At 67.2% G+C, this 16,279-nt stretch carries 19 protein-coding genes; 6 read left to right on the forward strand and 13 right to left on the reverse strand.

Features of this window, described 5'->3' with window-relative positions; all coding sequences use genetic code 11:
• Positions 1-6: 6 nt before the first annotated feature.
• The 3 genes from O3305_RS21115 (at position 7) to O3305_RS21125 (ending at position 2,625) form a co-directional block, all read left to right on the forward strand.
• Entirely contained in the window at positions 7-1,023 is a 1,017-nt protein-coding gene (locus tag O3305_RS21115; protein ID WP_269574292.1) for an SMP-30/gluconolactonase/LRE family protein, read from the forward strand.
• Between the two features lie 127 nt (positions 1,024-1,150).
• On the forward strand, positions 1,151-1,894 hold the full coding sequence (locus tag O3305_RS21120) for an NUDIX hydrolase (protein WP_269574293.1): 744 nt from the start codon (positions 1,151-1,153) through the stop codon (positions 1,892-1,894).
• Positions 1,891-2,625, forward strand: a complete 735-nt coding sequence (locus O3305_RS21125; RefSeq protein ID WP_502958159.1) for an extensin-like domain-containing protein — start codon at positions 1,891-1,893, stop codon at positions 2,623-2,625. Before O3305_RS21120 ends, O3305_RS21125 begins: the two co-directional genes overlap by 4 nt.
• 32 nt (positions 2,626-2,657) lie before the next feature.
• Here O3305_RS21125 and O3305_RS21130 read toward each other — a convergent pair whose 3' ends face one another.
• Positions 2,658-3,209, reverse strand: coding sequence for a hypothetical protein (locus O3305_RS21130; protein WP_269574295.1), 552 nt, complete (start codon positions 3,207-3,209; stop codon positions 2,658-2,660).
• 433 nt (positions 3,210-3,642) lie between these two features.
• Here O3305_RS21130 and O3305_RS21135 point away from each other — a divergent pair, with 433 nt between their 5' ends.
• Positions 3,643-4,212 (forward strand): CHAP domain-containing protein, encoded by a 570-nt coding sequence (locus tag O3305_RS21135; RefSeq protein WP_269574296.1) that lies wholly within the window; start codon positions 3,643-3,645, stop codon positions 4,210-4,212.
• A gap of 93 nt (positions 4,213-4,305) precedes the next feature.
• Here O3305_RS21135 and msrB read toward each other — a convergent pair whose 3' ends face one another.
• The 4 genes from msrB to O3305_RS21155 all read right to left on the reverse strand — a co-directional run bounded on the left by msrB (position 4,306) and on the right by O3305_RS21155 (position 8,526).
• Positions 4,306-4,788 carry a peptide-methionine (R)-S-oxide reductase MsrB gene (msrB, locus tag O3305_RS21140; protein ID WP_269574297.1) on the reverse strand — a complete coding sequence of 161 codons (483 nt, stop codon included), beginning with the start codon at positions 4,786-4,788 and terminating at the stop codon, positions 4,306-4,308.
• 128 nt (positions 4,789-4,916) lie between these two features.
• Entirely contained in the window at positions 4,917-6,158 is a 1,242-nt protein-coding gene (locus O3305_RS21145) for a cytochrome P450 (RefSeq protein WP_269574298.1), read from the reverse strand.
• Between the two features lie 212 nt (positions 6,159-6,370).
• Entirely contained in the window at positions 6,371-7,603 is a 1,233-nt protein-coding gene (locus O3305_RS21150) for an ABC transporter permease (RefSeq protein WP_269574299.1), read from the reverse strand.
• The gene (locus tag O3305_RS21155) at positions 7,600-8,526 is read right to left on the reverse strand and encodes an ABC transporter ATP-binding protein (RefSeq protein WP_269574300.1); all 927 of its coding nucleotides are present in this window, start codon (positions 8,524-8,526) and stop codon (positions 7,600-7,602) included. The genes O3305_RS21150 and O3305_RS21155 overlap by 4 nt, the downstream gene beginning before the upstream one ends.
• 42 nt (positions 8,527-8,568) lie before the next feature.
• Between O3305_RS21155 and queG the strand changes: the two genes are divergently transcribed.
• Positions 8,569-9,699, forward strand: a complete 1,131-nt coding sequence (gene queG, locus O3305_RS21160) for a tRNA epoxyqueuosine(34) reductase QueG (protein ID WP_269574301.1) — start codon at positions 8,569-8,571, stop codon at positions 9,697-9,699.
• Between the two features lie 19 nt (positions 9,700-9,718).
• Here queG and O3305_RS21165 read toward each other — a convergent pair whose 3' ends face one another.
• Together O3305_RS21165 and O3305_RS21170 are read right to left on the reverse strand one after the other, a co-directional pair.
• Complete coding sequence (locus O3305_RS21165; RefSeq protein ID WP_269574302.1) at positions 9,719-10,105, reverse strand: hypothetical protein; 387 nt, start codon at positions 10,103-10,105, stop codon at positions 9,719-9,721.
• Positions 10,102-10,797 carry an EI24 domain-containing protein gene (locus O3305_RS21170; protein WP_269574303.1) on the reverse strand — a complete coding sequence of 232 codons (696 nt, stop codon included), beginning with the start codon at positions 10,795-10,797 and terminating at the stop codon, positions 10,102-10,104. The genes O3305_RS21165 and O3305_RS21170 overlap by 4 nt, the downstream gene beginning before the upstream one ends.
• 56 nt (positions 10,798-10,853) lie before the next feature.
• Here O3305_RS21170 and O3305_RS21175 point away from each other — a divergent pair, with 56 nt between their 5' ends.
• Positions 10,854-11,852 carry an adenosine kinase gene (locus O3305_RS21175; RefSeq protein WP_269574304.1) on the forward strand — a complete coding sequence of 333 codons (999 nt, stop codon included), beginning with the start codon at positions 10,854-10,856 and terminating at the stop codon, positions 11,850-11,852.
• Positions 11,853-11,952: 100 nt separating this feature from the next.
• On the opposite strand, the gene O3305_RS21180 is transcribed toward O3305_RS21175, so the two are convergent.
• The 6 genes from O3305_RS21180 to O3305_RS21205 form a co-directional block, all read right to left on the reverse strand.
• Positions 11,953-13,494 (reverse strand): amino acid permease, encoded by a 1,542-nt coding sequence (locus O3305_RS21180; RefSeq protein ID WP_269574305.1) that lies wholly within the window; start codon positions 13,492-13,494, stop codon positions 11,953-11,955.
• Between the two features lie 139 nt (positions 13,495-13,633).
• Positions 13,634-14,002, reverse strand: coding sequence for a hypothetical protein (locus O3305_RS21185; RefSeq protein WP_269574306.1), 369 nt, complete (start codon positions 14,000-14,002; stop codon positions 13,634-13,636).
• Between the two features lies 1 nt (position 14,003).
• Positions 14,004-14,381: a histidine triad nucleotide-binding protein gene (locus O3305_RS21190; RefSeq protein ID WP_269574307.1), complete on the reverse strand. Its 378-nt coding sequence runs from the start codon at positions 14,379-14,381 to the stop codon at positions 14,004-14,006.
• Between the two features lie 213 nt (positions 14,382-14,594).
• Positions 14,595-14,912 carry a phosphoribosyl-ATP diphosphatase gene (locus O3305_RS21195; protein WP_269574308.1) on the reverse strand — a complete coding sequence of 106 codons (318 nt, stop codon included), beginning with the start codon at positions 14,910-14,912 and terminating at the stop codon, positions 14,595-14,597.
• Positions 14,913-14,971: 59 nt separating this feature from the next.
• Entirely contained in the window at positions 14,972-15,175 is a 204-nt protein-coding gene (locus O3305_RS21200) for a hypothetical protein (protein ID WP_269574309.1), read from the reverse strand.
• Positions 15,176-15,213: 38 nt separating this feature from the next.
• Positions 15,214-16,206 carry a L,D-transpeptidase gene (locus tag O3305_RS21205; protein ID WP_269574310.1) on the reverse strand — a complete coding sequence of 331 codons (993 nt, stop codon included), beginning with the start codon at positions 16,204-16,206 and terminating at the stop codon, positions 15,214-15,216.
• Positions 16,207-16,279 lie beyond the last annotated feature (73 nt).

Below are 16,279 nucleotides of genomic sequence, written 5' to 3' on the forward strand. Positions count from 1 at the left end.
AGAATGATGATCGAGACGACCCGCCGCAGCCTGCTGGCCGGCATGGCTGCCTTGCCTTTCCTGCCCGGTGTGGCGCTGGGCCAGGCGGTCGGGCGCATCACCCGGCTCGATCCGGGGCTCGACGCGCTGATCGATGTGGACAGTCCGATCGAGGTTGTCGCGAGCGGGTTCAAATGGGCCGAGGGGCCGGTGTGGGTGAAGAAGGGCGGCTATCTGCTCTTCTCCGACGTGCCGATGAACATCGCCTATCGCTGGAAGGCGGGGGAGGGCGCGAAGCCGTTCCTCAAGCCTTCGGGGCTGGCCGGACCGATCCCGGCGGGGGTGCGCGAGGCGGGATCGAACGGGATGATCCTGGACGGCACGGGCGCGCTGCTGATGGCCGATTCGGGCACCCGGGCGATCGCGCGGGTCGACCTGGCGACGAAGAAGAAGACGATCGTCACGGGCGAATATGAGGGGAAGAAGTTCAACAGCTGCAACGATCTGGTGATCGGGCGGGACGGGATCATCTATTTCACCGATCCGCCCTATGGCCTGAGCGAAGGCGATGAATCGCCGCTCAAGCAGCTGGCGTTCAACGGGGTCTACCGGGTGAATGCGGACGGCAGCGACGTGTCGCTGATCGACAAGAGCCTGAAGCGGCCGAACGGGATCGGCATCTCGCCGGGATTCGACCGGCTCTATGTGAGCCAGTCCGATCCCGATGCGGCGAAGATCTTCACCTGCGAGCTGGCGGCGGATGGCTCGGCGAGCACCGAGCTGGTGCCGTTCTTCGATTTCTCGGCCGAGGTGGCCAGGAAGCTGCCGGGGCTGCCCGACGGGATGAAGGTGGCGAAGAGCGGCCATCTGTTCGCCAGCGGGCCGGGCGGGATCTGGGTGATCGCACCCGACGGCAGGAAGCTGGGCGTGATCTCCACCGGCAAGGCGGCGGCGAATTGCTGCTTCGGCGAGGATGGGAAGACGCTGTTCATCACGTCGTCGGACATGGTGGTGAAGGTGCGGTTGAAGGTGGCGGGCTGGTAGCTCCGTCACCCTGAACTTGTTTCAGGGTCCAACTTTCCACGGGCGGTATCGCTGGGGGTGGGTTGGATGCTGAAACAAGTTCAGCATGACGATGTAATTTGCGCCAGCGCGCCCTAAACTCTCCCCCATGACCGACGAACAGGCGATTCCCGCGGCGACCGTGATCGTGATGCGCGAGGCCGAGCACGGGCCGCCCGAGCTGCTGATGGTCGAGCGGGCGGCGGCGATGTCGTTTGCCGGCGGGGCGCTGGTGTTTCCCGGCGGGCGGGTCGATCCGGGCGATTTCGCGCTGGCGGCGCTGCATGCGGGGGATGTCGACGAGAATGCCGCGCGGATCGGGGCGATCCGCGAGACGCTGGAGGAAGCCGGCGTCGCGGTCGGGCTGGCGCCGGCGGGCGACATGCTGGCGCTGCGCGACCGGCTCTATGCCGGCGAGGCGATGGGGGAATTGCTTGACGAGGCGGGCGCGGCGCTCGACCTCGACGCGCTGGTGCCCTTCTCGCGCTGGCTGCCGGCGGGGGTGCACCACAAGGTGTTCGACACGCGCTTCTATCTGGCGCGGGCGCCGAAGGGTGCCGAGCCTTTGGTCGACGGCAACGAGAATGTCCGGGTGTTCTGGGCGAGCGCCCGGGCGGTGCTCGACGCGGCGGACCGGGGCGAGGCGCACATCATCTTCCCGACCCGGCGCAACCTCGACCGGCTGGCGCTGTACGCGAGCTACGACGAAGCGGTGGCCGACGCGCGGGCGCATCCGATCCGCACTGTGACGCCGTGGATCGAGGAGCGGGACGGCGAGCGGCGGCTCTGCATCCCCGACGACCTCGGCTATCCGGTCACATCGCAGCGGCTGGAAGACGCGGTTCGCATTTGAGGCGGTTGCGCCGGGCGATCGGCTGGACGATCCTGGCGGCGCTGCTGCTGTTCGGGCTGTTCCTCGGCTGGGCGGTGCTGCGCGGGCGGCCGCAGGACCTGCCCTGGACGCGGCTCGACCTGAGCCAGCCGATCGGGGTGTTCACCGGACGCAAGCTGGCGGGGCTAAGCGACGATTATGCCGAATGCCGGGTGCTGTTGCGCTCGGCGGGCGTGCGCTACACCGCGCTGCCCGAAGTGAAGGGGAGCGATCCTGCCTGCGGCTATGGCGACGGCGTGCGATTGACGCCGGGCGGCTCGCGCGGGATCGCGATGAGCCCGGCCAATCTCGGCACTTCCTGCCCGGTCGCGGCGGCGCTGTCGCTGTGGGAATGGGAGATCGTCCAGCCGGCGGCGCAGAAGCATTTCGGGGTGCAGGTGGCGCAGATCGAGCATCTCGGCAGCTATTCGTGCCGGCGGATGTACGGGCGCAGCGCGGGCGACTGGAGCGAGCATGCGACGGCGGATGCGCTCGACGTGGCGGGGTTCCGGCTGGCGGACGGGACGCGGATCAGCGTGCTCAAGGACTGGGGCGAGGGCGGCGAGAAGGCGGCGTTCCTGCGCGAGGTGCGCAGCGGGGCGTGCAAGCTGTTCTCGACGGTGCTCTCGCCGGACTATAACGCGGCGCACCGCGATCACCTGCATCTCGACGAGGCCGAGCGCGGCGAGATGGGGTGGCGGGCCTGCCGGTAACGCCCCTCCCTGGAAGGGAGGGGAATCCGGAATCAGTTCGGCAGCGCGGCCGAGTCCACCTTCTCCACCCAGGCCGGGTAGAAGCTCGGCTGGCGGTTCGACCAGCCCGAGGCGGTTGCGGCGGCTTCGCTGATCGACTGGAGCAGCTTGCGGCGCAGGTCCGGGTGGAGGTGCGGCAGGGCGGCGGCGGCGCAGAAGGCCGAGGGCAGCCAGGGGCGCACTTCGGCGCCGATCAGCCGCTCGTAGAGGAAGCGGAAGGCCGAGAAGCTGGTGAGGCGGCCCTGGCTGAGGTCGAACGCGGCGATCGCGATCAGCGGCGACAGGAACGGCTCGATCGAATCGAGGTCGCTGTCGTCGGGGATCAGCGCGCGGACTTCCTGGAGGCGCTCATAGATATGGGCCTGGGCGCGGATGCTGGCGGCTTCGACCACGTCGCGCGACCAGCGGAGCATCGCGTCTTCCCGCTCGAGCCCGATATCGAGCGAGCGGCGGATGTAGCGCTGCGTGGCGGCGCTGAAACCCGCGAATTCCTTCATTTCGGCCAGCGTCATCGCGCCTTCTGCCGGTTTAGCTCGTGCTCCCATCGTTCAAAACTCCCACCCCAATCGTGACCCTCCAAAGCAGATCATGCGCCCTTATGGTTAACGGGCTGCTTAACCTGCCGTCGTCCCCTGTTCATTATAGGAGACCAAGTGATTCCGCAGCGCAACATCGATGCGATGAACCGAAGGGGCGCTTGTGGAAAACCACGCCACCTGATGGCCTTGCGACAGGATATTGCCCATTCGGGACGTATCCGGATCGGGGTTCGTACGGAGGCTGGACGGGGCGGCCTTCGCTGCTGCGGGGCATGGAGGGGCGCGGACAGGGGCAAAGTTCCCCCGGAATCGCCGTTCATCTGCAAGTCATCGGCTCGTCGCAACGGTTCGTCGGATCGGTGAACCGCAGGCCTATACTTACGTCCTATGATCTGGTCAGTCGCACTCAACATCTGACTGCTTCCTGACCGGGGGGTCCATGAATTTCCGTGTTCTCGCAGCGCGTTTTGCGCTGATGGCTGTTTGCACCCTGATGATGGCCGCCCCGCAGGCGGCTTCGGCCAAGGGCCGTACCTTCTGGCAGTGCGCGCCCTATGCCCGTGAGATCTCGGGCGTGAACATCCACGGCAACGCCTGGACCTGGTGGAGCCAGGCCGCCGGCCGCTACCAGCGCGGCGAAGCCCCGAAGGTCGGCGCGGTGATGTCGTTCCAGCGCACCGGCAAGATGCCGCTCGGCCATGTCGCGATGGTCAGCCAGATCGTCAGCGACCGCGAAGTCCTGCTCACCCATGCCAACTGGTCGCGCGCCGGCGGCATCGAGCGTAACGTCCGCGCCGTGGACGTGTCGGCAGCGGGCGACTGGAGCGAAGTGAAAGTTTGGTTCGCGCCGGTCGGCGGCCTCGGCACCTCGGTCTATCCGGTCAACGGCTTCATCTATTCGGGCGGCGCGCCGCGCGACTTCGACGAAGACGACTTCAAGCCGTCGCTCGACCTCGACATGAGCGACGTGATCGCCGACGCCAAGAACGAGATGCCCGACGCGGGCTGATCTGGTCGGTGAGGATCGGAATTGGAAAAGCCCGGCACTGCCGGGCTTTTTCGTTTTTACTCCCCTCCCTTCCAGGGAGGAGAATAGAAGGGGCTACCCCTTTGCCACGAATGCGAGCGCGACGCCGTTCATGCAGTAGCGCTTGCCGGTGGGGCGGGGGCCGTCGTCGAAGACATGGCCGAGATGCCCGCCGCAGCGGCGGCAGAGGACCTCGGTGCGGCTCATGCCGAGCGTGTTATCACCGCGGGTGACCACCGCGTTGGGTAGCGGCTGCCAGAAGCTCGGCCAGCCGGTGCCGCTGTCGAACTTGGTCGTCGAGCTGAACAAGGGCAGCGCGCAGCCGGCGCAGGTGAAGGTGCCGGCGCGGTGTTCCTTGTTGAGCGGGCTGGAATAGGCGTATTCGGTCGCGCCCTGGCGGAGCACGCGATAGGCGGCGGGGCTGAGCCGCTTGCGCCATTCGGCATCGCTGAGCGTGAACGGGAATTTCTGCGCCGCCTCTGCGGGCGTTCCGCCACAGGCTGCGGTCAGGGCGCCGAGGCCGGCGATCGTGAGGAAGCTGCGGCGGTTGGTTTCCATGGAAGGGATGTGGGGAGGGCGTGGGCCCGCGTCCAGCCCCACATCGTCATCCCGGCGAAAGCCGGGATCTCGTGCCGTATCGCGCCTTCGCCTGAGATCCCGGCTTTCGCCGGGATGACGACAATGGCTCAATAGTGGCTCAGCTCCACCGCCATCTTCTTGTAGCCGTGGACGAAGCAGGCGGCGACGCGCTCGGGTTCGCCGGTTACGTTCACGCGCAGGCGGCGCTTCGCCATTTCCTCCATCAGCACGCCGATCTGCAACTCGGCCAGGCGGGCGCCGACGCAGCGGTGGATGCCGTGGCCGAAGGCGAGGTGGCGGCGGGCATTTTCGCGGTCGACGATGATGCTGTCGGCATCCGCGAAGACGCTCTCGTCGCGATTGGCCGAGATGTACCAGAGGCCGAGCTTGTCGCCCTCGCGGATCTTGTGGCCGTCGAGCTCGGTATCCTGGGTCGCGGTGCGGCGCATGTGCGAGAGCGGGGTCTGCCAGCGGATGATCTCCTGCGTGGCATTGCCGATCAGGCCGGGATTGGCCTCGAGCTTGGCGCGCTCCTCGGGGAACTGGTTGAGCCCCCAGGCATAGGCGCTCATCGAATTGCGCGTGGTGTCGTTGCCGCCGACGATCAACAGGATGAGGTTTCCGAGGAACTCCATCTGGTCCATGTGATTCATCGCGTCCGAATGGATCATCATCGAGATCAGGTCGGGGGTCGGCTCCTTGCCGACCTTGCCCTGCCAGAGATTGCCGAAATAGGCGGCGCATTCGAACAGGATCTGGCGGCGCTCCTCCTTGCGGACCGGATCCTTGGCGATCTCGATATCGCCGGCCCAGTCGGACCAGTAGGTGAGCTTGCGGCGCTCTTCCCAGGGGAAGTCGAACAGCAGCGCGAGCATCTGGGTGGTCAGCTCGATCGAGACCCGGTCGACCCAGTCGAATTCCTGGCCCACCGGCAGCGAATCGAGGATTTCGGCAGTGCGCATCCGGATATTGTCGGTCATCCGCACCATCTCGCTCGGCGTGAAGGCGGGGGCGACGGTGCGGCGCTGGTCGGTGTGCTTGGGCCGGTCCATCGCGATGAACATCGGCATCTTGATGTCACCCTCCGCCATGTCGGCGATGGTGATGCCGCCGGCCTCGGACGAGAAGATGTCGGGCAGCGACTCGACCTGCACCAGCGGCTTGTAGGTGGTGATCGACCAGAAGGGGCCGAAGGCGCTCTGCTCGGTATAATGGATGCCGCCGCGGGCACGCAGCTCGCGGAAGGGCTCGTGCCAGGTGTCGTCGCGGTAGAGCTCGGGGCGGCTGACGTCGAGCGGATCGACGCTCATGCTGCCGGGTGCCGCGGTTTCCGTCGCAAGCGTAGCCATGCTGCCTCTCCTGCCTTTTCGGAGAGGGAATACCTAATTGACAGAAGTGTCAATAGTGAGAGGTGATAGGGGGTGCGACACTCCCCTCCCTGAAAGGGAGGGGCGGGGGTGGGTGCCTGGCGATACGGAAGCCTTGCGCGATGCGCTGGCCGTATCGCGGTCATCGACCCACCCCTAACCCCTCCCTTTCAGGGAGGGGGATTTGCAGCTTGCTACGCCGTCGCCTCGATCTTCGAGCGGCGCTTGGGGCTGCCCGACTTGAGCACGCCGCGGCGAAACAGGCGGGCGCCGACGGTGATGATAATCGCAACCCACAGCGCCTGCCAGGCGAGCGCGAGCAGATGCGGCCAGAGCACCGGCGAGCTGCCGGCCAGTCCGATCATCGTGAAGGGTGAGCTGAACGGGAAGATCTGCGCCACGGTCTCGACCCAGTTGCCCGGACGATTCGCGGCGGCGAGCGCCAGGCCGAACATCATCATCTGGAAGATGGTGATCGGCAGCGACAGCATCTGCAGTTCGCGCTGGGTGGAGGTGAGCGCGCCGATGCTGAGGAAGGTGGCGCCGAGCAGCATGTAGGACATGGTGAAATAGGCGATGAACAGGAACGCGTAGGTCGGCGCGCCGATCGCGGCGATCAGGCTGGGGAAGCTGCCGGCGACTTCGGGCGGGAGCAGCCGGGTCGCGTTGATGAGGACAGTCGCCCAGAACAGCACGAACAGCACGGCGGCGCCGAACATGCCGATCAGCTTGCCGAAGAACACGCTTTCGAGCGGCACCGCCGCGGCGAGGATCTCGATCACCTTGTTCGAGCGCTCCTCGGCCATGGTGCCGACGGCCTGGCCCGAGAGGAACAGGGTGAGGAAGAAGATCGCGAACACACCGATCGAGGCGGCCTGGCCGCGCCCGGTGGGCGAGCCCTGGCCGCGCTGGACGACCGTCTGGGTGACGGTGGCGATCGGTTCGGCCTTGCCGAGCTTCTGCGCGCGCAGGCTCTGCTCGGCGAGCTGGGTGAGGTACTGCGCCTCGGTCCAGCCGCGACGGGCGTAGAGGATCTCGGGCTTGTCGAGCGGGCCGTAGAGCACGGCGGCGGCATCGAACTTGTCGCTGTCGAAATAGGCGCGGGCCTGGGCCGCCGGATCGGCGGTGGGCGCCTCGATCGTCAGCGGCGGCGGGGCGAGCTCGCTCTTCTTGGGAAAGAGGCTGCGGAGCTGCTGGTCGGTCTCGATCAGGGTTGGCGCCTGGGCGGGCGGGGCGATCACCACCATCTTCATCTGCGAATCGTCGCCGACGATCGACTGGGCGCCGATCCCGCCGACCGCGCCGAAGCCGATCATCAGCACCGGCGCGAGCAGGAAGAGCAGGAAGGTGGGAGTGAAGACGGTTGCGGTGAAATCGCGGCGGGCGACGGTGAACGCCTGGCGCAGCATGCGCGCGAACTTGCTCATGCCGCTTCCTCCTCGTCCTTGAGGGCATCGGCGCCGACGATCCTGACGAACGCGTCGTGCAGGCCGGGCCGCTCGATCGCCAGGCCGGATACGCCGTAGCCGCCGTCGATCAGCTTGACGAGCAGCGCCTCGATCCCGCTTTCCGGCAGGGTGAAGCGCCAGCCATCGCCTTCGCGGAAGGCATCGGCGGGGAGCAGGCTGGCGGCGCCCTCGACATTGTGGTGCGGGGTGTAGTGCGCCTTCATCGGCAGCATCGCCCGGGCCTGGTTGACCGTGCCTTCGAAGCGGACCTTGCCGCCGGCGATGATCGAGAGATGGTCGCAGAGGCGCTCGGCATGGGCCATGACGTGCGTCGAGAACAGGATGGTCGCGCCGCGATCGCGCTCGGCGCGGATCAGCTTTTCGAGCTTTTCCTGGTTGACCGGATCGAGACCGGAAAAAGGTTCGTCGAGGACGAGCAGGTCGGGCTCGTGGACCACCGAGCCGAGCAGCTGGACGAGCTGGGCCATGCCCTTGGAGAGCTTGCGGATCTTCTCGTCCTTGGCATGGCCGAGGCCGGCATTGTCCATCAGCGTGTCGGCGCGCTTGCGCCCGGTCGCCCAGGGCAGGCCGCGCAGGGCGCCCATGAAGGCGATCGCCTCGCGGCACTTCATGTTGGGATAGAGGCCGCGCTCCTCGGGGAGATAGCCGACCAGGTCGCTGGCGTCGCGCGGATGGCTGTAGCCGAGCATCGAGCGCTGGCCCTGGTCGGGCTCGATGATACCGAGCAGCATGCGCAGCGTCGTGGTCTTGCCGGCGCCGTTCGGGCCGAGCACGCCATAGACGAGGCCCTTGGGCACGGCGATGTCGACTCCGTCGACGACGCGACGATCCCCGAAATATTTGACCAGCCCCCGGGCGCTTACGGCCAATTCGCTCGTCAAATGAGAGTCCCTCCGTTGTGGCTTTGGTGGTAGCGGGTCCGCGTGGAAACGCACAAGCCACTTGAAGCCCTAATAAAGGCCAAAGCCGAGGAAATCGGGTTCGGGGCCTGCGGGATCGCGCGCGCCGATGCCGCGCCGAAGACCGCCGAGCGGCTGCGGCAATGGCTGGAGGAGGGGCGCCACGGCTCGATGCTGTGGATGGAGGAGCGCGCGCATCACCGCGAGCGGCCGGCCGGATTGTGGCCGGAAGTGAAGTCGGTGATCTCGCTCGGCATGAGCTATGCCCCGGCGCGCGATCCGCTGGCGCTGGCCGGGCATGGCGGGATCGGGCGGATCTCCACCTATGCCCAGGGGCAGGACTATCACGATGTGATGAAGCGCCGGCTCAAGGAGCTGGGGCGCTGGCTGGTCGCCGAGGCGCCGGGGGCCGAGCTCAAGGTGTTCGTCGACACCGCGCCGGTGATGGAGAAACCCCTTGCGGAAGCGGCGGGGTTGGGGTGGCAGGGGAAGCATACCAATCTGGTGAGCCGTTCGCATGGAAGCTGGCTGTTCCTGGGCGCTATCTACACCACTTTGGAGCTGGAACCCGATGGGCCGGTGCGAACCACCTGCGGCAGCTGCGACGCGTGCCAGACGGCATGCCCGACCGACGCCTTTCCGGCGCCCTACACGCTCGATGCGCGGCGCTGCATCTCGTACCTGACGATCGAGCACAAGGGGCCGATCCCGGAGGAATTCCGCGAAGGCATCGGCAACCGCATCTATGGCTGCGACGATTGCCTGGCGGTGTGCCCGTGGAACAAGTTCGCCCATGCGGCGCAGGCCAACCTGGCCTTCACCTCGCGCGCCGAGCTGACCGCGCCGGCGCTCGCGGACCTGCTGGCGCTGGACGACGCGGGGTTCCGCGAGGTCTTCTCGGGCTCGCCGATCAAGCGGATCGGGCGCAACCGGATGATGCGCAACTGCCTGATCGCGGCGGGGAACAGCGGGGATGCCGCGCTGGTCGCGCCGGTGCGGGCGTTGCTGGGGGATGCCGACGAGACGGTGCGCGAAGCGGCGGAATGGGCCTTGGGGAAACTAAGCCCCTCTCCTTCAGGGGAGGGGTTGGGGTGGGGGCTATCCGCGGGCGATGCTCTCGGTGAGACACTGCCCCACCCCAAACCCCTCCCCTGAAGGGGAGGGGCTTTTGAAGTCACCGCGCCCGCGCTCCGCTAAGCGCCGCGACGCAGCTGGCTTCGTCGATCGGGCGGCCGTCGCGCTGGCGGGCATCGACATGGGTGACCACCGGCTCGCCGCGGCTCTGCGGGTAGAGATAGGTGTCGAGCACGCAGATCGGCCCGGAGAATTGCAGCTTGCGGGCGGTGCCCTCGCTGACGTCGAGCTGGGGCTTGCCGAAGCGGGCGATCAGGCGCGGGGCGGTGGCGCCCTGGATCGCCGCGAGGTTGGCCGGCATCGGCGCGGTGCTCGGCGTCGGCCGGGCGCTCGGCACCGGCACATAGCCGGCGCGCGGCGGCGGGATTACGCCGCCTTCGCCGCACGCGCCCAGCGCCAGGGTGGTGATAAGGATGAGTTTCTTCATGATGCCCGCCTCCCGCGGTGAAATGCGTGGGTGGCCATCGCGGCTCCCAGCACCGGGGCGACCAGGTTCAGGATCGGGACGAGCAGAAGCCCGGTGCCCACGGCGCCGAGCGCGAAGCGGCTCATGCTGGTTCGCCCGCGCCAGAGGCGCAGGTCGCCGCGCGGCATGTGGCGGGCGGCGACCATGTCGCCCAGGTCGCGGCCGAGCAGCCAGCTATTCACCAGGAAGAAGGCGAGCGCGGTGCCCACGCCGGTGACCAGCAGGATCAGGTAGAGCGGCGAGAGCAGCAGGTTGGTCGCGATCAGCCGCACCGCCGAGCCGAGGCCCATCGCGATCGAACGACCGAGCGGCACGTCGATCGCCTGGGCATGCGCGCCGGGATAATGCTTCTTCTCGACCGCGGCGACGACTTCGTCGGCGAAGACGCCGATCACGGCGACGGCGATCGCGCGGAACATCAGCCAGTGGAAGAAGACCACCAGCACGATCGTGCCGATATCGGCAAAGGCGTCCGATCCGCTCCAGCCGCCCATCCATCCGGCGATCCAGTCGGCCAGCGCGTGCATGCCGAACCACAGGCCGACGCTCGCCGCGGCGAACAGGACCAGGGTCAACAGCACCGATTTCACGAAGACCGCCAGTATCGGCCGGTCGAACAGCTGGCCCAAGGACAGGAAGAAGGCGTGAATCATTGCGCTATCCTTTGCCCGTCTCTACGGCGACGACGCAATCTTTTTGGAGCATTCGTTTGACCAGCCCCACCTATGACGTCGTCGCCATCGGCAACGCGATCGTCGACATCCTCGCCCAGGCCGAGGACAGCTTCATCGAGGAGATCGGCGTGGCCAAGGGCTCGATGCAGCTCATGTTCTCGCCCGAAGAAGCCGATGCGCTCTATGCCAAGATGGGCCCGGGCCGCGAGGTTTCGGGCGGCTCGGCGAGCAACACCGTGGCCGGCCTCGCCGCGCTGGGCAGCAAGACCGCCTTTATCGGTCAGGTCGCCGACGACCAGCTCGGTGAAGTCTTCGCGCACGACCTGCGCGCCGCGGGCGTGCATTTCGACACCGAAGTCCGCCCCGGCCAGCCGACCACCGCACGCTGCCTGATCTTCGTGACGCCGGACGGCCAGCGCACGATGAACACCTTCCTGGGCGCCTCGCAGTTCCTGCCGGCCTCGGCGCTGGACGAGACGCTGATCGCCAGCGGCGCGATCCTGTACCTCGAAGGCTATCTCTGGGATCCGGAAGAACCGCGCGCCGCGATGCGCAAGGCGATCGAGATCGCGCGCGCCAATGGCCGCAAGGTCGCCTTCACGCTGTCGGACGTGTTCTGCATCTCGCGCCATGGCGACGATTTCCGCAAGCTGATCGAGGACGGGATGATCGACATCCTGTTCGCCAACGAGAACGAGCTGCTGGCGCTGTGCCAGCATGAGGAGTTCGAGGCGGCGGTGCAGCACATCCACGGTAAGGTGCCGGTGCTGGTCGTCACCCGCAGCGAGAACGGCGCGATGGCGCTGGTCGGCGAGGAGCGCGTCGAGGTTCCGGCCGAGCCGATCGCGAAGCTGGTCGACACCACCGGCGCCGGCGACAGCTTCGCCGCAGGCTTCCTCCACGGCCAGGCCCAGGGCCGCTCGGTGAAGGACTCGCTGCGCCTGGGCGCGCTGTGCGCCGCCGAGATCATCCAGCACTATGGCGCACGCGCCGAGGTGGACCTCAAGGCACTGGCGGCAGAGAAGCTGGGCTGAGCCTTAAAGGCCCCTCTCCTTCAGGGGAGGGGCTTCAGATGGAAAAAGGGCCGGAGGATCGCTCCTCCGGCCCTTTCTCTTTGCCTGGAAACCGGCGCCCTTAGTGGGTGCCGGGGACCGGCGGGTCCAGTTCCTCATAGGCCTGATGCTCGGACACATCGACGATGCCGCGGCCAACATGGCTGCGCGAACGGCTGTAGCCGAAATAGACGAGCAGGCCGACCGCTGCCCAGATCAGGAAGAGGATGATGCTCTTGTGATCGAGGCTGATGAACAGATAGAGGCAGCCCAGGATCGCGATCGGCGCCGTGATGAACACGAACGGCGTCTTGAACGGGCGCTTGCGGGTCGGGTCGGTCTTGCGGATCACCATCACTGCGATCGACACCGCGGCGAACGCGAACAGCGTGCCCGAGTTGGAGATGTTGGCGAGCTGGCCGACCGGGAAGAAGGCCGCGAACAGCGCCACCGCGATACCCGTGATGATCGTGATCACGTGCGGGGTGTTGAACTTCGGGTGGATCTTCGAGAAGGCGGCGGGGAGCAGGCCGTCGCGGCTCATCACGAAGAAGATGCGGGTCTGGCCGAACATCATCATCAGGATGACCGAAGGCAGCGCCAGGCCGGCGGCGAGGCCGAGCAGGTTGCCGATCTGCGGCCAGCCGATTTCACGCAGGGTGAAGGCCAGGGCTTCCTTCGAGCAGACCACGTCCTTGAAGCCTTCGGCGGCGCGGCTGGCGCACTGGGCGGCCAGTTCGCGGCTGCCCGGCTCGAGCGCATGGCCCATCGCGTCGGTAACCGGCTGGGTGCTGAGACCCGGGGCACCGATCACGCCGGCGGCGACGAGCAGGTAGAAGATGGTGCAGATGGCGAGCGAGCCGATCAGGCCGATCGGCATGTTGCGCTGCGGGTTCTTGGTCTCTTCGGCCGCGGTCGAGACCGCGTCGAAGCCGACATAGGCGAAGAAGATCGACGCCGCCGCCATCGAGACGCCGATGACGCCGGTCGGCGCGAAGGGCGAGAACTGCGCGCTGTTCATCACCGGCACGGCCAGGATGATGAACACGGTGAGCGCGGTGATCTTGATCGCGACCAGGATGGCGTTGACCGTGGCGCTCTCCTTGGTGCCGATGACCAGCAGCCACGTGACCAGCGCGGCGATCAGCATCGCGGGCAGGTTGATCAGGCCGCCATCGAACGGTCCGGTGACCAGCGAGGCGGGTATGTCGACATGGAAGGTATGCTCGATCAGGCCGATCACATAGCCGGACCAGCCGACCGAGACCGCGCCCGCGGCTACCGCATATTCGAGGATGAGGGCCCAGCCGACCATCCAGGCGATCAGCTCGCCCATCACGGCATAGCTATAGGTGTAGGCGGAACCCGAGACCGGGACCATCGACGCCATCTCGGCGTAGCAAAGGGCTGCGAAGGCGCAGACCACGCCGGCGATGATGAAGCTAACCATCATGCCAGGGCCGGCCTTTTGCGCGGCTTCGGCGGTGAGAACGAAAATGCCGGTGCCGATCACCGCGCCGATGCCGAGCATGGTGAGCTGAAAAGCTCCCAGCGAACGGTGGAGCGATTTTTTCTCGGCGGTGGCGAGGATGGCATCGAGTGGCTTTACGCGCCCGAAGATCATTGGATGGTCCCCTCTACGGCGGGCTGATCCCGCCGCCCCGTTTGGATGAAAGCGCGGAGCCTAGCCGCAAAACCGGGGGAGGCAATGCTTTAGTAGACCAAAGCCCAGCTTTCGCGCACGAAAGCGGCGAGTGGTGGGGCTAGAAAGCGATTATCGTTTCCCGCAGAGGCGCACGGATGCGCGCGTCGAAGCAGGACTCGTAGAGGGCGCCGAGCGATTGCCTTGCGTGCAGGGTGACACAGACCTGAGCCAGCTCGCGTCGAACCACCGGATAATGGCTTTCCCTCCACCGGGCCTCGAAACGCGGATCCGGCTTGCCGCTGGAAGGCGTGCCGAAGGGCGCTCCGCCCAGGCTCCCCGCGCGCCGGTAGGTAAGATCGACGAAAGGCTGATCCTGCTTCGACACGAGCAGGAAGCGGATCTCCGGCCAGGTGAACGCGGCCGCGCCGCCGGCAATGACGAGCAGCACGGCGACCACGGCGAGAACCCGTATCGCCGTGCGTCGCATCTCAGCGCGCCAGCATCGGGCCGAGCGGCTTGCCGGCGAAGATGTGCACATGGAGGTGCGGCACCTCCTGATGGGCGTCGAGCCCGGTATTGGCGAGCAGCCGGTAGCCCGGCGCGACGAAGCCGGCGTCGCGCGTGACCTGGCCCACCGCGCGGACAAAGCCGGCGATCTCCGCCTCGCTCGCCCGGGCCGAGAAATCGTCCCACGAGACGTACGGGCCCTTGGGGATCACCAGGATATGGTGCGGCGCCTGCGGATTGATGTCGTGGAAGGCGAGGGCGAACTCGTTCTCGAAGACCTTCTTCGACGGGATCTCGCCGCGCAGGATCTTCGCGAAGATGTTCTGGTCGTCATAGGGCTGGGTGGCGTCGATGGGCATGCGCGGCTCCTTTTCCCTATCCAAATAGCAAACCGTCATGCCGGCGGAAGCCGGGAAGATGGTCGGTTGGGACTCGATCTTCTCATCGTCATCCTCGCGAAGGCGGAGATCCATTGCCGCTGCGGAGAATGGGACTCATCACGGTCAGCCAGAATGGATCCCCGCCTTCGCGGGGATGACGGCGGTATTCCAGGGCTTGCCTGTATTCTCACCTTAGATGGTGCGGCTCGCCTTTTCCTCGATACCCGACACGCCTTCGCGGCGGGCGAGCTCGGCGCGGACGTCGTCCAGGCCGAGGCCGGCATCGGCGAGCAGCACGATCAGGTGGAAGACGAGGTCGGCGGCTTCCTTGGTCAGCTCCTCGCGATCATCCTGGATCGCGGCGATCACCGTCTCGGTAGCTTCCTCGCCCAGCTTCTGCGCGATCTTGGCGCGGCCGCGATGGGTGAGCTTCGCCACATAGGAAGTCGAGGGATCGGCGCCGCGGCGGGCGCGGATCGTCTGTTCCAGCGTATCGAGCATATCGGCCATGGTTTCCGGCTGCGGGAGGCAGGCGCTGCTGTCAATCCTGAGACGTCAATCCTGCGCCGTCAGTCTTTGGGCGATGTCTTGCGGAAGCGCGCGCGCAGCTGGCGGCGGACGAACCAGATGCCGCCGGCGGCGCAGGCGGCGAGCGCCAGGTCCGAAAGCTCGGGCATCGAGCGCGTGCCGGCGCGGCCGGTGTGCGGCGGCTCGTCGGCGGCGAACGCCGGGATCGCGGCGAGCAGGGCCAGGGGCAGGAGAGCGATGCGCATGCGGCGATACTGGCAGAAAAGTCCCGACAGAATGTTAATCAGGGCGCGGGGTTCACCGCGTCCATGATCGTGATCCGCTTGCCCGGTTCGGCGCCGACGCCGGACTGGGTGACGAGGATAGTGGCGCCTGGGACGAGCTCGGCCTTCACCGCCTCGTAGAAGGCGCGGGGCATGCGCACGCGGTTGCGGGTCGCTTCGTCGAGAGTGCGGCCGGCATCCTCGCTGTGGCCGGGCAGGCCGACATAGACCCAATAATCCGCGCCGTCTGGCCCATGGGTGAGGGTGATGACGTGCGAGCCGGGATCGCTGTCGTCGATATGGGCGGCGCTGCGGCCGATCTCGACACCGCCGCGCAGCACGACGATGCGCTGGTCGCTCTTCGAGACGATGATGGTGAGCGGGCCGGCGGGCGACCGCTCGGGCTGCCAGCGATATTGCTGGCTGTCGGAGAGCGGCTGGCCGGCAAGGGGCTTGCCCTTCGCGTCGAGCGGGGCGAGCAGGCTGGCCTCGGTGGTTTCGATATGGTCTGCGGCATTGCCTTCGACCACCACGGTCACGCCCAGGCTGGTCTCGGCGAACAGCGCCCTGGCGAAGTCATAGGGCAGGTGCACGCAGCCATGGCTCTCGGGATAGCCGGGCAATCCCCCGGCGTGCAGCGCGATGCCGTCCCAGGTCAGGCGCTGGGTGAAGGGCATGGGGGCGTTGTTGTACTTGCTCGAGCGGTGCTTCGCGTCCTTCTGGAGCACGGTGAACACGCCGGTGGGCGTCTCGTGTCCCGCCTTGCCCGAGGAGACGGTGCTCACCGCGATGCGGACGCCGTTGCGGTAAACGGTAGCGCGCTGGGCGGAGAGATCGACATAGACGAGGATCGGTCCGGCCGGCGCGACTTCGGGCGCCCAGACCCATTCGCCGGGCTTGAGCTGCGCGACGTCGCGGGCGAACTCGACGGGGGAGCTGGCCTTGGCCCCCTGGGCGAGCGCGGGGCTGGCCCAGAGCAGGGGCAACGCGGCGGTGAAGGCCAGTGCCCGCATCAGCGCACGCTCACGGTGAGCGTGTATTTCGCGGTCTCGTTCCGGCGGGCGGCGGCGAAGAACAGAGGCTTGA

This window comes from Sphingomonas sp. NIBR02145 (genome assembly GCF_027359115.1).
Lineage (GTDB): Bacteria > Pseudomonadota > Alphaproteobacteria > Sphingomonadales > Sphingomonadaceae > Sphingomonas > Sphingomonas kyeonggiensis_A.

Bases quoted from the DNA above. Each gene is read 5' to 3' on its own strand.
- O3305_RS21115 (WP_269574292.1), top strand. From the start codon at position 7: ATGATCGAGACGACCCGCCGCAGCCTGCTGGCCGGCATGGCTGCCTTG.
- O3305_RS21120 (WP_269574293.1), top strand. From the start codon at position 1,151: ATGACCGACGAACAGGCGATTCCCGCGGCGACCGTGATCGTGATGCGC.
- O3305_RS21130 (WP_269574295.1), bottom strand. From the start codon at position 3,209: ATGGGAGCACGAGCTAAACCGGCAGAAGGCGCGATGACGCTGGCCGAA.
- O3305_RS21135 (WP_269574296.1), top strand. From the start codon at position 3,643: ATGAATTTCCGTGTTCTCGCAGCGCGTTTTGCGCTGATGGCTGTTTGC.
- msrB (WP_269574297.1), bottom strand. From the start codon at position 4,788: ATGGAAACCAACCGCCGCAGCTTCCTCACGATCGCCGGCCTCGGCGCC.
- O3305_RS21145 (WP_269574298.1), bottom strand. From the start codon at position 6,158: ATGGCTACGCTTGCGACGGAAACCGCGGCACCCGGCAGCATGAGCGTC.
- O3305_RS21150 (WP_269574299.1), bottom strand. From the start codon at position 7,603: ATGAGCAAGTTCGCGCGCATGCTGCGCCAGGCGTTCACCGTCGCCCGC.
- O3305_RS21165 (WP_269574302.1), bottom strand. From the start codon at position 10,105: ATGAAGAAACTCATCCTTATCACCACCCTGGCGCTGGGCGCGTGCGGC.
- O3305_RS21170 (WP_269574303.1), bottom strand. From the start codon at position 10,797: ATGATTCACGCCTTCTTCCTGTCCTTGGGCCAGCTGTTCGACCGGCCG.
- O3305_RS21180 (WP_269574305.1), bottom strand. From the start codon at position 13,494: ATGATCTTCGGGCGCGTAAAGCCACTCGATGCCATCCTCGCCACCGCC.
- O3305_RS21185 (WP_269574306.1), bottom strand. From the start codon at position 14,002: ATGCGACGCACGGCGATACGGGTTCTCGCCGTGGTCGCCGTGCTGCTC.
- O3305_RS21190 (WP_269574307.1), bottom strand. From the start codon at position 14,381: ATGCCCATCGACGCCACCCAGCCCTATGACGACCAGAACATCTTCGCG.
- O3305_RS21195 (WP_269574308.1), bottom strand. From the start codon at position 14,912: ATGGCCGATATGCTCGATACGCTGGAACAGACGATCCGCGCCCGCCGC.
- O3305_RS21200 (WP_269574309.1), bottom strand. From the start codon at position 15,175: ATGCGCATCGCTCTCCTGCCCCTGGCCCTGCTCGCCGCGATCCCGGCG.
- O3305_RS21205 (WP_269574310.1), bottom strand. From the start codon at position 16,206: ATGCGGGCACTGGCCTTCACCGCCGCGTTGCCCCTGCTCTGGGCCAGC.